The sequence below is a fragment of the Pseudomonas sp. 7-41 genome (assembly GCF_021233075.1).
In the GTDB taxonomy this organism is placed as follows: Bacteria; Pseudomonadota; Gammaproteobacteria; order Pseudomonadales; family Pseudomonadaceae; genus Aquipseudomonas; species Aquipseudomonas veronii.
The window spans coordinates 5,116,237-5,130,068 of the sequence record NZ_CP089551.1; the positions used below are offsets into that span (position 1 = coordinate 5,116,237).

Here is a 13,832-nt window from a genome sequence, read left to right on the forward strand (position 1 = left end):
CCGATAGCGCTCTAACAGGCGCCGATAAACTGAGCCACTCGCACCGCCGCCGCCTCCAAATGCTGCTCATGGCTGAACCCTGAAGCCTTCAACGGTTTCAAATCATGATCCCCCGCCGCCAGCCACAGCACCTCAATGCTCGGTGACAAGTCATATCCCTGCACCGCGGCTCGATTACCCAAGGCATCGCGTTCGCCCTGCACAATCAATGTCGGCGTGTTCAACCCGGCCAAATGCGCGACTCGCGGCTTTTCCGGCTTGCCCACCGCATAGAACGGATAGCCCAGGCACACCAAGGCATCGGCCTCCAATTCATCGGCGAGCAAACTGGCCATGCGCCCGCCCATGGACTTGCCACCAATGGCCAGTTTCCCAGCGGCATGGCGTCGCACCTCGGTATACACCTCGCGCCAGCTTTCCAGCAGTTTCGGCGCCGGGTTGGGCGGGCGTTTGCCCCCGTCCAACCGGCGCTGGGCCATGTAGGGAAACTCAAAGCGCACCACATTGACGCCATGCCTGGCAAGGCGCGCAGCCATGTCGTTCATGAAAGATGAGTCCATCGGTGCGCCAGCGCCGTGGGCCAGGATCAGCGTCACAGGCGTATGTGCTGGCGCACCCGAGGCGATATCCCACAGCCAGCCATGCTCCTGCACACACCGTGCCCATTGATCCCCGTCAATACTGGCCTTGTGCTCTTTGCCCATGCTTACCTCGCTTTTTAGTCTGCCTATAACTCCAGCCCAAGTGTCGCATTTGCTTGGGTTGAACCGTGGATGGGGAACCATGAACACTACTTTAAGTACCGCCTATAACTACAAGGTGGTCCGCCAATTCGCGATTATGACGGTGGTGTGGGGCATCGTCGGCATGGGGCTCGGGGTTTTTCTCGCGGCTCAATTGGTGTGGCCTGCACTCAACTTCGACTTGCCTTGGACCAGCTTTGGCCGCTTGCGCCCGCTGCACACCAACGCGGTGATCTTCGCCTTCGGGGGTTGTGCGCTGTTTGCCAGCTCCTTCTACTCGGTGCAGCGCACCTGCCAAACCCAGCTGTTCGCGCCGAAAGTCGCGCAGTTCTGCTTTTGGGGCTGGCAACTGGTCATTGTCCTGGCAGCGATCACCTTGCCACTGGGTTACACCAGTTCCAAGGAATACGCCGAGCTGGAATGGCCGATCGACATCCTGATCACTATCGTCTGGGTGGCTTATGCCATTGTGTTCTTCGGCACTGTGGCCAAGCGCAATACCAAGCACATCTATGTCGGTAACTGGTTCTTCGGTGCGTTCATCATCACCGTGGCCATCCTGCATATCGTCAACAACCTGGAAATCCCGGTCAGCCTGACCAAGTCCTACTCGCTGTACGGCGGTGCGACGGATGCCATGGTGCAGTGGTGGTATGGGCATAACGCAGTAGGTTTCTTCCTGACTGCCGGCTTCCTCGGGATGATGTACTACTTCGTACCCAAGCAAGCCGAACGTCCGGTGTATTCCTATCGCTTGTCCATCGTCCACTTCTGGGCGCTGATCACCCTGTACATCTGGGCCGGTCCGCACCACCTGCACTACACCGCGTTGCCGGACTGGGCACAGTCGTTGGGCATGGTGATGTCCCTGGTGCTGCTGGCACCAAGCTGGGGCGGCATGATCAACGGCATGATGACCCTCTCGGGCGCCTGGCATAAGCTGCGCAGCGACCCGATCCTGCGCTTCCTGGTCGTCTCGCTGGCGTTCTACGGCATGTCGACGTTCGAAGGGCCGATGATGGCCATCAAGACCGTCAACTCGCTGTCGCACTACACCGACTGGACCATCGGCCACGTACACGCCGGCGCGCTCGGCTGGGTGGCAATGATCTCCATCGGCGCGCTGTATCACATGATCCCGAAAGTCTTCGGCCGCGAGCAGATGTACAGCGTCGGCCTGATCAACGCGCACTTCTGGCTGGCCACCATCGGCACCGTGCTCTACATCGCCTCGATGTGGGTCAACGGCATCGCCCAGGGCCTGATGTGGCGTGCGATCAACGAAGACGGCACCTTGACCTACTCCTTCGTCGAAACCCTGGTGGCCAGCCACCCTGGCTTCGTCGTGCGACTGGTGGGCGGTGCGGTGTTCCTCAGCGGCATGTTGCTGATGGCTTACAACACATGGCGCACCGTGCGCTCGGCACAACCTGTCGAAGCCACCCCTGCCGCGCAGACGGCCTGAGGAGTCAGTGATGAAACACGAAACGATTGAAAAGAACGTCGGCCTGCTGATGCTGCTGATGGTGCTTGCCGTGAGCATCGGCGGCCTGACCCAGATCGTCCCGCTGTTCTTCCAGGACGTGACCAACAAACCGGTGGAAGGCATGAAGCCCTACACCGCGCTGCAACTGGAAGGCCGCGACATCTACATCCGCGAAGGTTGCGTACAGTGCCACTCGCAGATGATCCGTCCGTTCCGTGCCGAGACCGAGCGCTACGGGCACTACTCGGTTGCGGGCGAAAGCGTCTGGGATCACCCGTTCCTGTGGGGCTCCAAGCGTACCGGGCCAGACCTGGCGCGCGTCGGCGCACGCTACTCGGACGACTGGCACCGCGCGCACTTGTACAACCCGCGCAACGTAGTGCCTGAGTCGAAAATGCCGGCTTACCCATGGCTGGTGACGGCACCGCTCGACAGCAGCCACACCGAAGCCAAGCTCAAAGTGATGCGTACCCTCGGCGTGCCCTACACCGACGACGACATCAACGGCGCAGTGGCCAGCCTCAAGGGCAAGACCGAGATCGACGCACTGGTTTCGTACCTGCAAGTCCTCGGCACCGCCATCAAGAGCAAGAGGTGAGCCATGGGATTTGAATTCGATGCGGGCACCATCCGCGGCCTCGGCACGCTAGTCGTCGCCATCGCCTTTATCGGCCTCTCGCTGTGGGTATTCAACAACCGACGCAATGCGGAATTCGAGCAGGCACGCCTGCTGCCGTTTGCCGACGAACCCACCGCCACCCCATCCGACGCTCAAGAAGCGCCTGCAACAAGGAGCAATCGGCCATGACTACCTTCTGGAGTACATGGATCTGCGTACTGACCATCGGCAGCCTGATCGGCCTGACCTGGCTGCTGTTCGGCACCCGCAAGGGCGAGACCAAGGGCAGTGTCGACCAGACCATGGGCCACGCCTTCGACGGCATTGAGGAATACGACAACCCGCTGCCTCAGTGGTGGTTCATGTTGTTCGCCGGCACCCTGCTGTTCGCCGTCGGCTACTTGATCCTCTACCCGGGCCTGGGCAACTGGAAAGGCGTCCTGCCGGGCTATGAAGGTGGCTGGACCTCGACCAAGGAATGGGACAAGGAAATGGCCAAGGCCGACGCCAAGTTCGGGCCGATCTTCGCCAAATTCTCGGCCATGCCAGTGGAAGAAGTCGCCAAAGACCCACAAGCGCTGAAAATGGGCGGGCGCCTGTTCGCCTCCAACTGCGCGGTGTGCCACGGCTCGGATGCCAAGGGCGCGTATGGCTTCCCGAACCTGGCGGACAATAACTGGCGCTGGGGCGGTTCCGCCGAGGCGATCAAGACCACCATCATGGGCGGTCGCCACGCGGCGATGCCGGCCTGGGGCGAAGTGCTGGGCGAAGACGGTGTGAAAAACGTCGCGGCCTATGTGCGTCACGACCTGGCCAAGCTGCCACTGCCAGCCGACAGCGGCGCTGACCTGGTCGCCGGCCAAGCCACGTTCAACACCACCTGCGTGGCCTGCCACGGTCCGCAAGGCCACGGCACCGAAGCCATGGGCGCGCCGAACCTGACCGAGCCAAGCGGCTTTATCTACGGCACCAGCCTGGCGCAGTTGCAGCAAACCATTCGCCACGGCCGTCAAGGCCAGATGCCGGCGCAGGAAGTGCTGCAAGGCAATGACAAGGTTCACCTGCTGGCCGCTTATGTTTACAGCCTCTCCCACAACGCTGACGGCGCAACGCCGCAACGCCAGGCAGAGTAACGCTCCACCCCTGAACTGCCGCCCCTGATCCGGGGGCGGTAGCTCAACCCTCCTACGCGACCAAGTGTCGCACCCTTCCAAAGCACTGCTTTCCCCTCCTGCCATTCGGGTCTACGCTTGTCTGCACAGCGGATCGGTACAGACCGGTCGACGGTCGACTTGCACGCGCTGGGTTGCATACTTCTGCAGGGATGACAGGCGCAAAGGCTGGCAGCGACCGGCTGTCGTGCCACTGACCGTTCATCGCTTCAGCAGCGTGTCGACACACAGCGAGTCACCCGCCGACGCGTCACGCAAAAATTCCTGTCCGATCGATCAGTTTTTGATTTCGGATTTTGTCCTTACATCAAACATGGAAAGGGCGCAGAATCTGGCGTGGCACGCATTGACACAGGTCACCCTTGCGTTGCAATGGCACCTCGGTTTCTACATACTTGCGACCGATTTTTACCTATAAAAAAACCTAAACCGTGGAACCTTAGAATGAGCACAGCAATCAGTCCGACTGCTTATAACTATAAGGTAGTCCGCCAGTTCGCCATCATGACGGTGGTCTGGGGGATCCTTGGCATGGGGCTCGGGGTCTTCATCGCCTCGCAACTGGTCTGGCCGGAATTGAATTTCGGCCTGCCATGGACGACCTTCGGCCGCCTACGCCCGCTGCACACTAACCTGGTGATTTTCGCCTTCGGCGGATGTGCATTATTTGCCACCTCCTACTATGTCGTGCAGCGAACCTGCCAGACGCGACTGATTTCCGACGGCCTCGCCGCCTTCACCTTCTGGGGATGGCAAGCCGTGATCGTCGGGGCCGGCATCTCGTTGCCGCTGGGCTACACCACCACCAAGGAATACGCCGAGCTGGAATGGCCCATCGCCATTTTGCTCGCGATTGTCTGGGTGATCTACGCGGTGGTGTTCTTCGGCACCATCGCCAAGCGCAAGACCAAGCACATCTATGTGGGTAACTGGTTCTACGGTGCCTTCATCCTGGTGACGGCGATGCTGCACATCGTCAACCATGCGTCGTTGCCGGTCACCCTGTTCAAGTCCTATTCGGCCTACGCCGGAGCGACGGATGCGATGATCCAGTGGTGGTACGGCCACAACGCCGTGGGGTTCTTCCTCACCACCGGTTTCCTGGGGATGATGTACTACTTCGTGCCGAAACAGGCCGAACGTCCCATCTACTCTTACCGTCTGTCCATCGTCCACTTCTGGGCGCTGATCACCCTGTACATCTGGGCCGGTCCGCACCACCTGCACTACACCGCGCTGCCGGATTGGGCACAGTCGTTGGGCATGGCGATGTCGATCATCCTGCTGGCGCCAAGCTGGGGCGGCATGATCAACGGCATGATGACCCTCTCGGGCGCCTGGCATAAGCTGCGCACCGACCCGATCCTGCGCTTCCTGGTGGTTTCGCTGGCGTTCTACGGCATGTCGACCTTCGAAGGGCCGATGATGGCGATCAAGACCGTCAACTCGCTGTCGCACTACACCGACTGGACCATCGGCCACGTACACGCCGGTGCGCTCGGCTGGGTAGCGATGATCTCCATCGGCGCGCTGTACCACATGATCCCGAAAATCTTCGGGCGTGCGCAGATGCACAGCGTCGGGTTGATCAATACGCACTTCTGGCTGGCCACCATCGGCACCGTGCTCTACATCGCCTCGATGTGGGTCAACGGCATTACCCAAGGCCTGATGTGGCGTGCGATCAACGATGACGGCACCCTCACCTACTCCTTCGTCGAAGCGCTGCAAGCCAGCCACCCGGGCTACATCGTCCGTGCCCTGGGCGGCGCGTTCTTTGCCTCCGGCATGCTGTTCATGGCCTACAACGTCTGGCGCACCGTGCGTGCCTCCGACCCTGCAGAAGCCGAAGCCGCCGCCAAGATCGCCGTTGTGGGAGCCCACTGATGAAGCACGAAGTAGTCGAGAAGAATATCGGCCTGCTGGCCTTCTTCATGGTCATCGCCGTGAGTATCGGCGGCCTGACCCAGATCGTTCCGCTGTTCTTCCAGGACGTGACCAACAAGCCGGTCGAAGGCATGAAACCGCGTACCGCCCTTGAACTGGAAGGCCGCGACATCTACATCGCCAACGGCTGTGTCGGCTGCCACTCGCAGATGATCCGTCCGTTCCGCGCCGAAACCGAACGTTATGGCCACTACTCCGTGGCCGGTGAAAGCGTGTGGGACCACCCGTTCCTGTGGGGTTCCAAGCGTACCGGGCCGGACCTGGCCCGTGTCGGCGGACGCTACTCCGATGACTGGCAACGCGCGCACTTGTACAACCCGCGCAACGTTGTGCCTGAGTCGAAAATGCCGGCGTACCCGTTCCTCGTGGAAAACAAGCTCGACGGCAAGGACACCGCGAAGAAGATGGAAGTCTTGCGCACCCTGGGCGTGCCCTACACCGACGAAGACATCGCCGGTGCAGCCGCAGCCGTGAAGGGCAAGACCGAAATGGACGCATTGGTGGCCTACCTGCAAGGCCTTGGCACCATCATCAAAAGCAAACGGTGATTCTTCATGGATATCGGGATGATTCGTGGCCTGGGCACCGTTGTCGTGATGGTGGCCTTTATCGGCCTGGCGCTGTGGGTGTTCAGCCCCAAGCGCAAGTCGGAGTTTGACGACGCAACCATGCTGCCCTTTGCGGATGACCCCGAAGCCATCAAGCACGTCGAGCAAGCTTCTAGGAGTAACAAAGAATGACTACGTTCTGGAGTCTGTACGTCACAGTCCTCAGTCTGGGTACCATTTTCGCCCTGACCTGGCTGCTGCTGTCGACCCGCAAGGGCCAGCGCGCCGAGCAAACGGACGAGACTGTCGGCCACTCGTTCGACGGTATCGAGGAGTACGACAACCCACTGCCGAAATGGTGGTTCATGCTGTTCGTCGGCACCATCGTCTTCGCCCTCGGCTACCTGGTGCTGTACCCCGGCCTGGGCAATTGGAAAGGTCTGCTGCCGGGCTACAACTACCTCGACAACGACAAGCAGACCGCCTTCGCCAACGGCCAGACCGGCTGGACCGGCGTGCATGAGTGGGAAAAGGAAATGGCCAGGTCGGACGCCAAGTTCGGGCCGATCTTCGCCAAATTCGCCGCGATGCCGATTGAGGAGGTTGCCAAAGACCCGCAGGCCCTGAAGATGGGCGGCCGTCTGTTCGCGTCCAACTGCTCGGTATGCCACGGTTCGGACGCCAAGGGTGCCTACGGCTTCCCTAACCTGACCGACGCCGACTGGCGCTGGGGCGGCGAGCCCGCGACCATCAAGGAAACCATCATGAAAGGCCGCCACGCGGTGATGCCGGCCTGGGCCGAAGTCATCGGCGAACAGGGCGTGGCCGACGTGGCGGGCTTCGTGGTGACCAACCTCGACGGCCGCAAACTGCCGGAAGGCGCCAAGGCCGATGTGGCCAACGGCGGGAAACTCTTCGCCGCCAACTGCGTGGCCTGCCACGGCCCGGCCGGTAAAGGCACGCCCGCCATGGGCGCACCCGACCTGACTCACCCGGGCGCGTTCATCTACGGTTCAAGCTTCGCCCAACTGCAGCAGACCATCCGTTACGGCCGCCAGGGCCAGATGCCTGCACAGGAACTACTGCAAGGTAACGACAAGGTGCATTTGCTGGCCGCATATGTTTACAGCTTGTCCCATGGGGATAAGAAGGCTCAAGAGCAGTAAGCTTCATCAGAAACACAAAAGCCCCGTACAGTACAAACTGGCGGGGCTTTTTTCTGGCAGCTATAACTGCCTCGCTCAGCAACTATCTAAGTTTTTCACGCACCTACTTGATAGTTGGAAGAGCTTGCTCGACATCACCGCGTGTAACCCTCGCACTCCTATATCCGAGTCCCAACTGCTCCAGCAGTTCAGGACGACCTAAGAGTTCACGTGCGAACATCTTTTTTTCTGAACCGGACGTCGACGAAGTTGCGGCACTCTCCAACGTTGGTACTCCCAGCTCTTCGCGATAACTTTCGCTCAGGGGATCCAGATATCTAAAATCATTAAAATTATCAAAAAAGTACCTCCCAATATCCTTATCGTTCATGGTACTGAATCGTCCGTTTTCTTTTGCCTCAAAAGCACCCAGACTTTCTTGGGTGATCTTCCCATCTTGTTTATGCTCGCCAAATCCATCTAACTGTTCAAACAGGCGATTCCGCTCTAAAACCTCCCGTGCCAGTTGTGATTCGTAGATACTGTCACTGTTACCTTCAGGAGAATACGCTTTCTTCGCCAGCGACTCCCTGCTGATAACGCCCGGCTCACTCGGATCGGAAAATTTCTCAAAAGAAGTACGCAGAAGAAAAACCAAACCTTCACTGGTGGAGGTTTTGAGATGATTTGTGGGAGCTGGAGTTATCGAAGGTGCCGAAGCGCGAGGCACTGTAACTACAGGACTATTAGAAACCCCGTTAATATTACTCATTAAAAACCTCAAGTAAATGACCACTTTTTATGTGCATATTATTTGTGGCACAAACGCCCGCTCCGTTCCTTTTCAACAAAAAAGCATCTGTATATAAATATTTCCTACAACCGCAGTAGCATTCAACCTACATCGATATATTTCGGAGATCGCACATTTTGGGGTATTTGACTCCTCATAATTTAGCGAGGGCTTTAGACGTAGAAATTGATCACATGCTGTACAGAGAACATGTCAAAGGCAGCCTCGGCAATAATTTTTGCCACTGCGATAGATCGCCAGAATGAAATACACCCACCGCTTGCTGCACCGGGCTTGCCACGCGCGGCACACCGGTAGTTACGTAGCTACATAGAGTCTAACGAAGGGAGGGCGATCCCATGACCATCACTACCATCTCAAGCCGCGAATTCAACCAAGACACAAGCGGTGCCAAAAAAGCCGCCCGCATAGGGCCGGTTTTTATCACCGATCGCGGCAAGCCTGCCCATGTACGTTGTGCACATCTGCATGTTCCTGACCGGGCCAATGAAATCGATGCGCTGATCGCCGCTACTGCTCTGGTTCATGGGTTAACCGTCGTTACGCGCAATGTCAGTGAATTCAAATCCAGCGGCGTTTCACTGATTAACCCATGGGACGAATGACCGCTCCACGCGCAAAAACCGTCCATACTTCACAAGTCAATTGATCCACGTCACCTACACCATCAATTGATTTCCCCCAACGCGACCAAAGGTCGCACCCTTTGCGCGTCATCGGGGGCGTATCATTACGCCACTGCAAGACCCTTCATTTGACCCCGACCGGCACGTACTGGCCGAGGCAAATCTCCACCGCCGTGGGATGCAATGATGAGCAACCAAATACCGGTACAAGACGTTACTCCACCTGCCAAAAACTCCAACAACGGTGTCGACCTCTACGCGTCGCGAGAGAAAATCTACACCCGCGCCTTCACGGGCCTGTTCCGCAACCTGCGCATGCTTGGCGGCGCCGGTCTGTTCCTGCTCTACTTCGGCACGGTGTGGCTGAACTGGGGTGGCCACCAGGCCGTGTGGTGGGACCTGCCGGAACGTAAGTTCTTCATTTTCGGGGCGACCTTCTGGCCCCAGGACTTCATCCTCCTCTCGGGCATCCTGATCGTCGCGGCCTTTGGCCTGTTCTTCATCACGGTGTACGCCGGGCGCATCTGGTGCGGGTATACCTGCCCGCAAAGCGTGTGGACGTGGATCTTCATGTGGTGCGAAAAAGTCACCGAAGGCGACCGTAACCAGCGCATCAAGCTGGACAAGGCGCCGATGGGCGCCAACAAGTTCCTGCGCAAGTTCAGCAAACACACGCTGTGGCTACTGATCGGTTTTGTCACCGGCATGACCTTCGTCGGTTATTTCTCGCCGATCCGCGAACTGGTGTTCGACTTCTTCACCGGCCAGGCCGATGGCTGGTCGTATTTCTGGGTCGGTTTCTTCACCCTCGCCACCTACGGCAACGCCGGCTGGCTGCGCGAGCAGGTGTGCATCTACATGTGCCCCTATGCGCGCTTCCAAAGCGTGATGTTCGACAAAGACACCCTGATCGTCTCCTACGACCCACGTCGTGGCGAAGTGCGTGGCCCGCGTAAAAAAGGCGCCGACTACAAGGCCCAGGGCCTCGGCGATTGCATCGATTGCACAATGTGCGTGCAAGTGTGCCCGACCGGCATCGACATCCGCGATGGCCTGCAGATCGAATGCATCGGCTGCGCCGCGTGTATCGACGCCTGCGACAACATCATGGACAAGATGGATTACCCGCGCGGCCTGATCAGCTACACCACCGAGCACAACCTGTCGGGGCAGAAAACCCACAAGCTGCGTCCGCGCCTGATCGGCTATGCGCTGGTATTGCTGGCGATGATGAGCCTGTTGGCCACGGCATTTTTCATGCGTCCGCTGGTGGGTTTCGACGTCAGCAAAGACCGTGTGCTGTACCGCGAAAACGCTGAAGGACGGATCGAGAACGTCTACAGCCTGAAAATCATGAACAAAGACCAGCGCGACCACACGTATGTGCTTGATGCTGCCGGGCTGCCGGACCTCAAGCTGCAAGGCCGCCGCGAAATCAAGGTGGCTGCCGGCGACATCGTCAGCATGCCGGTCGAACTGTCGAGTGCGCCGGAGCAATTGCCGTCGAGCACCAACGAGGTGAAATTCATCCTCAAGGATGCCGATGACGCCAGCGTCCACATTGAAGCCAAGAGCCGATTCATCGGCCCACAAGTTCGTTAACGAGAGAGCTGAACAATGCCCGTAGCCACTGCCGCAAGCCCCTGGTACAAGCACCTCTGGCCCTGGATCATCATTGGTATCCTGGCCTGCTCGGTGACCTTGACCTTGTCCATGGTGACCATTGCAGTGAACAACCCGGACAATCTGGTCAACGACAACTACTACGAGGCCGGCAAAGGCATCAACCGCTCCCTGGACCGCGAACGCCTGGCCCAGACCCTGCAACTGCGCGCCAAGGTGCATCTGGATGAGCTGACCGGTGAAGTCGAACTGCACCTCACCGGCTACAGCAACCCGAGCACCCTGGAACTGAACCTGATTTCGCCGACTCAGCCCGAGAAGGACCGCAAGATCAACCTGGCCCGCAGCGACAGCGAACCCGGTCGCTACATCGGCCAGGTCACCGACAAGGTCGAAGGTCGGCGCTTCGTCGAACTGCTCGGCGTGGAAGGCGACAGGACCTGGCGCTTGTTCGAAGAAGAACAGGTCAACCACGACAAGGACTTGCTGCTCGGGGATGAACCGCTGCAGGGTGCTGAAGACCTGAAGAAGTAAACAGGCTGCGCTTCACGCATCGCGGGCAAGCCCGCTCCCACATGGACACCGCGATCCACTGTGGGAGCGGGCTTGCCCGCGATGAGGCCCTACCCGCCACCAAAGATCTAACGCCATGACCACCCCAACCCCCTGCTACCACTGCGCCCTGCCCGTTCCACCCGGTAGCCGCTTCACCGCCGTGATCCTCGGCGAGCGCCGCGAACTCTGCTGCCCGGGCTGCCAGGCCGTGGCCGAAGCGATCGTGGCGGGCGGGTTGGAAAGCTATTACCAGCACCGCAGCGAAGCCTCGGCCAACCCCGAGGCACTGCCGGTGCAATTGGTCGACGAACTGGCGCTGTACGACCGCGCCGATGTGCAAAAACCCTTCGTGCGCCACGATGGCGAACTGGCCGAAGCCACGCTGTTGATGGAAGGCATCAGTTGCGCGGCCTGTGGCTGGCTGATCGAAAAACACCTGCGCAGCCTGCCCGCCGTGGCCGAGGCGCGCCTGAACCTGTCCAACCATCGCCTGCAGGTACGCTGGGCCGACGGGCAACTGCCGCTGAGCCAACTGCTCAGTGAGCTGCGCCATATCGGTTACGCCGCCCACCCCTATCAGGCAGATCGCGCCGCCGAGCAATTGGCCGGCGAAAACCGTCTGGCCTTGCGCCAACTCGGCGTTGCCGGGTTGCTGTGGTTCCAGGCGATGATGGCGACCATGGCCACCTGGCCGGAATTCAATATCGACCTGAGCGCCGAACTGCACGTCATCCTGCGCTGGGTCGCGATGTTTCTGACCACGCCCATCGTGTTCTACAGCTGTGCGCCGTTTTTCAAGGGCGCCATGCGCGACCTGCGCACCCGCCACCTGACCATGGACGTGTCGGTATCCCTGGCCATTGGCGGGGCTTACCTGGCCGGCATCTGGACCGCGATCACCGGCGTCGGTGAACTGTATTTCGATGCGGTGGGCATGTTCGCGCTGTTCCTGCTGGCCGGCCGCTACCTGGAGCGGCGGGCCCGCGAACGCACGGCCGCCGCTACCGCGCAGTTGGTCAACCTGCTGCCTGCCTCATGCCTGCGTTTGAACGCTGAAGGCCAGAGCGAACGCATCCTGCTCCCCGAGCTGGCCCTGGGCGACCGCGTGCTGGTTCATCCCGGTGCCGTGCTGCCGGCGGACGGGGTGATTCTCGACGGCCAGTCGAGCATCGACGAATCCCTGCTCACCGGCGAATACCTGCCGCAACCGCGTCAAGTCGGCGATGCGGTAACGGCCGGCACCCTCAACGTCGAGGGCGCGCTGACCGTCGAAGTGCGCGCCCTGGGCCATGACACGCGCCTGTCCGCCATCGTGCGCCTGCTGGAGCGGGCCCAGGCCGAGAAACCGCACCTGGCGCAAATCGCCGATCGCGCCGCACAGTGGTTCCTGCTCGGCTCGCTGGTCGCCGCCGTGCTGATCGGCCTGTTGTGGTGGCAGTTGGACGCGTCGCGGGCGTTCTGGATCGTCCTGGCAATGCTGGTGGCGACCTGCCCGTGCGCGCTGTCGCTGGCCACGCCGACCGCCCTGACGGCCGCCACCGGCACCCTGCACAAACTCGGCCTGCTGCTGACCCGCGGCCATGTGCTGGAAGGCCTGAACCAGATCGACACGGTGATTTTCGACAAGACCGGCACCCTCACCGAAGGGCGCCTGGCGCTGCGTGCGATCCGCCCCCTGGGAGCGTTGAACAGCGACCAGTGCCTGGGCCTCGCTGCCGCCCTGGAAAATCGCTCAGAACACCCGATCGCCCGCGCCTTCGGGCGCGCGCCCCTGGCCGCCGACGAAGTGCTCAGTTCCCCCGGCCTCGGCCTGGAAGGCTGGGTGGGCGAACGTCAACTGCGCATCGGCCAGCCGGGCTATGTGTGTGAACTCAGCGGCTGCCCGATCCCCGCCGCGCCGGATGAAGCCGGGCAATGGCTGCTGTTGGGCGACCGCGACGGCGCCCTCGCCTGGTTCGTCCTGGATGACCGCCTGCGCAGCGACGCCCCGGCCCTGCTGGCGGCCTGCAAGGCACGCGGTTGGCGCACGCTGCTGCTGTCGGGCGACAGTTCGCCGATGGTCGCCAGCGTCGCCGCCGAACTGGGCATCGACGAAGCCCACGGCGGTCTGCGCCCCGATGACAAGCTGCAAGTGCTGCAACAACTGCACAAAGAAGGGCGCAAAGTGCTGATGCTCGGCGATGGGGTGAACGATGTGCCGGTGCTGGCCGCCGCCGATATCAGCGTGGCCATGGGCTCGGCCACCGACCTGGCAAAAACCAGCGCCGACGCGGTGCTGCTGTCCAACCGCCTCGACGCCCTGGTGCAAGCGTTTACCTTGGCGCGGCGCACCCGTCGGGTGATCATGGAGAATCTGCTGTGGGCCGGGCTGTACAATGGCCTTATGCTGCCGTTTGCCGCGCTCGGCTGGATCACGCCGATCTGGGCCGCGGTCGGCATGTCCCTCAGTTCGTTGACCGTGGTGCTCAACGCCCTGCGCCTGACTCGCCTGCCGAGCGCGCCGACCGCCAGCACCCCCTCAGTAACCCGCCCGTTGCCGGCTTGAGCCGCGCGG

General features: G+C 60.6%; 14 protein-coding genes. 12 read left to right on the forward strand and 2 right to left on the reverse strand.

What is annotated here, in order from left to right; all coding sequences use genetic code 11:
* Nucleotides 1-11: 11 nt before the first annotated feature.
* Nucleotides 12-704, reverse strand: a complete 693-nt coding sequence (locus LQ249_RS23100; protein ID WP_232565930.1) for an alpha/beta family hydrolase — start codon at nt 702-704, stop codon at nt 12-14.
* A 79-nt stretch (nt 705-783) separates the two neighbouring features.
* On the opposite strand from LQ249_RS23100, the gene ccoN (LQ249_RS23105) reads away from it, so the two are divergent.
* The 8 genes from ccoN (LQ249_RS23105) (at nt 784) to ccoP (LQ249_RS23140) (ending at nt 7,681) form a co-directional block, all read left to right on the forward strand.
* Nucleotides 784-2,208, forward strand: coding sequence for a cytochrome-c oxidase, cbb3-type subunit I (gene ccoN, locus LQ249_RS23105; protein ID WP_017845263.1), 1,425 nt, complete (start codon nt 784-786; stop codon nt 2,206-2,208).
* A gap of 10 nt (nt 2,209-2,218) precedes the next feature.
* Nucleotides 2,219-2,827, forward strand: coding sequence for a cytochrome-c oxidase, cbb3-type subunit II (gene ccoO, locus LQ249_RS23110; protein WP_017845262.1), 609 nt, complete (start codon nt 2,219-2,221; stop codon nt 2,825-2,827).
* A gap of 3 nt (nt 2,828-2,830) precedes the next feature.
* Entirely contained in the window at nt 2,831-3,037 is a 207-nt protein-coding gene (locus LQ249_RS23115) for a cbb3-type cytochrome oxidase subunit 3 (RefSeq protein WP_017845261.1), read from the forward strand.
* Entirely contained in the window at nt 3,034-3,981 is a 948-nt protein-coding gene (ccoP, locus tag LQ249_RS23120; protein ID WP_057003828.1) for a cytochrome-c oxidase, cbb3-type subunit III, read from the forward strand. Before LQ249_RS23115 ends, ccoP (LQ249_RS23120) begins: the two co-directional genes overlap by 4 nt.
* Before the next feature lie 483 nt (nt 3,982-4,464).
* Nucleotides 4,465-5,907, forward strand: coding sequence for a cytochrome-c oxidase, cbb3-type subunit I (ccoN, locus tag LQ249_RS23125; RefSeq protein WP_017845259.1), 1,443 nt, complete (start codon nt 4,465-4,467; stop codon nt 5,905-5,907).
* A complete protein-coding gene (gene ccoO / locus LQ249_RS23130) occupies nt 5,907-6,515 on the forward strand; it encodes a cytochrome-c oxidase, cbb3-type subunit II (RefSeq protein WP_017845258.1) in 609 nt (202 codons plus the stop codon). The genes ccoN (LQ249_RS23125) and ccoO (LQ249_RS23130) overlap by 1 nt, the downstream gene beginning before the upstream one ends.
* A gap of 6 nt (nt 6,516-6,521) precedes the next feature.
* Nucleotides 6,522-6,707 (forward strand): CcoQ/FixQ family Cbb3-type cytochrome c oxidase assembly chaperone, encoded by a 186-nt coding sequence (locus LQ249_RS23135; protein ID WP_016775513.1) that lies wholly within the window; start codon nt 6,522-6,524, stop codon nt 6,705-6,707.
* Nucleotides 6,704-7,681: a cytochrome-c oxidase, cbb3-type subunit III gene (gene ccoP / locus LQ249_RS23140; RefSeq protein WP_017845257.1), complete on the forward strand. Its 978-nt coding sequence runs from the start codon at nt 6,704-6,706 to the stop codon at nt 7,679-7,681. Before LQ249_RS23135 ends, ccoP (LQ249_RS23140) begins: the two co-directional genes overlap by 4 nt.
* A gap of 103 nt (nt 7,682-7,784) precedes the next feature.
* Here the strand turns inward: ccoP (LQ249_RS23140) and LQ249_RS23145 are convergent, their stop codons facing one another.
* A complete protein-coding gene (locus LQ249_RS23145; protein ID WP_134939457.1) occupies nt 7,785-8,432 on the reverse strand; it encodes a hypothetical protein in 648 nt (215 codons plus the stop codon).
* Nucleotides 8,433-8,812: 380 nt separating this feature from the next.
* On the opposite strand from LQ249_RS23145, the gene LQ249_RS31625 reads away from it, so the two are divergent.
* The 4 genes from LQ249_RS31625 to LQ249_RS23165 all read left to right on the forward strand — a co-directional run bounded on the left by LQ249_RS31625 (nt 8,813) and on the right by LQ249_RS23165 (nt 13,823).
* Nucleotides 8,813-9,079 (forward strand): hypothetical protein, encoded by a 267-nt coding sequence (locus tag LQ249_RS31625; protein WP_315968195.1) that lies wholly within the window; start codon nt 8,813-8,815, stop codon nt 9,077-9,079.
* A 207-nt stretch (nt 9,080-9,286) separates the two neighbouring features.
* The gene (gene ccoG / locus LQ249_RS23155) at nt 9,287-10,702 is read left to right on the forward strand and encodes a cytochrome c oxidase accessory protein CcoG (protein ID WP_057003825.1); all 1,416 of its coding nucleotides are present in this window, start codon (nt 9,287-9,289) and stop codon (nt 10,700-10,702) included.
* Between the two features lie 15 nt (nt 10,703-10,717).
* On the forward strand, nt 10,718-11,257 hold the full coding sequence (locus LQ249_RS23160) for a FixH family protein (RefSeq protein ID WP_017845255.1): 540 nt from the start codon (nt 10,718-10,720) through the stop codon (nt 11,255-11,257).
* Between the two features lie 115 nt (nt 11,258-11,372).
* Nucleotides 11,373-13,823: a heavy metal translocating P-type ATPase gene (locus LQ249_RS23165; protein ID WP_017845254.1), complete on the forward strand. Its 2,451-nt coding sequence runs from the start codon at nt 11,373-11,375 to the stop codon at nt 13,821-13,823.
* Nucleotides 13,824-13,832 lie beyond the last annotated feature (9 nt).

Excerpts from the sequence above, each read along its gene's own strand:
- LQ249_RS23160 (WP_017845255.1), top strand. The coding sequence starts at position 10,718 with ATGCCCGTAGCCACTGCCGCAAGCCCCTGGTACAAGCACCTCTGGCCC.
- ccoN (WP_017845263.1), top strand. The coding sequence starts at position 784 with ATGAACACTACTTTAAGTACCGCCTATAACTACAAGGTGGTCCGCCAA.
- LQ249_RS23165 (WP_017845254.1), top strand. The coding sequence starts at position 11,373 with ATGACCACCCCAACCCCCTGCTACCACTGCGCCCTGCCCGTTCCACCC.
- LQ249_RS31625 (WP_315968195.1), top strand. The coding sequence starts at position 8,813 with ATGACCATCACTACCATCTCAAGCCGCGAATTCAACCAAGACACAAGC.
- ccoO (WP_017845258.1), top strand. The coding sequence starts at position 5,907 with ATGAAGCACGAAGTAGTCGAGAAGAATATCGGCCTGCTGGCCTTCTTC.
- ccoG (WP_057003825.1), top strand. The coding sequence starts at position 9,287 with ATGAGCAACCAAATACCGGTACAAGACGTTACTCCACCTGCCAAAAAC.
- ccoP (WP_057003828.1), top strand. The coding sequence starts at position 3,034 with ATGACTACCTTCTGGAGTACATGGATCTGCGTACTGACCATCGGCAGC.
- ccoP (WP_017845257.1), top strand. The coding sequence starts at position 6,704 with ATGACTACGTTCTGGAGTCTGTACGTCACAGTCCTCAGTCTGGGTACC.
- LQ249_RS23115 (WP_017845261.1), top strand. The coding sequence starts at position 2,831 with ATGGGATTTGAATTCGATGCGGGCACCATCCGCGGCCTCGGCACGCTA.
- LQ249_RS23100 (WP_232565930.1), bottom strand. The coding sequence starts at position 704 with ATGGGCAAAGAGCACAAGGCCAGTATTGACGGGGATCAATGGGCACGG.
- ccoO (WP_017845262.1), top strand. The coding sequence starts at position 2,219 with ATGAAACACGAAACGATTGAAAAGAACGTCGGCCTGCTGATGCTGCTG.
- LQ249_RS23135 (WP_016775513.1), top strand. The coding sequence starts at position 6,522 with ATGGATATCGGGATGATTCGTGGCCTGGGCACCGTTGTCGTGATGGTG.
- LQ249_RS23145 (WP_134939457.1), bottom strand. The coding sequence starts at position 8,432 with ATGAGTAATATTAACGGGGTTTCTAATAGTCCTGTAGTTACAGTGCCT.
- ccoN (WP_017845259.1), top strand. The coding sequence starts at position 4,465 with ATGAGCACAGCAATCAGTCCGACTGCTTATAACTATAAGGTAGTCCGC.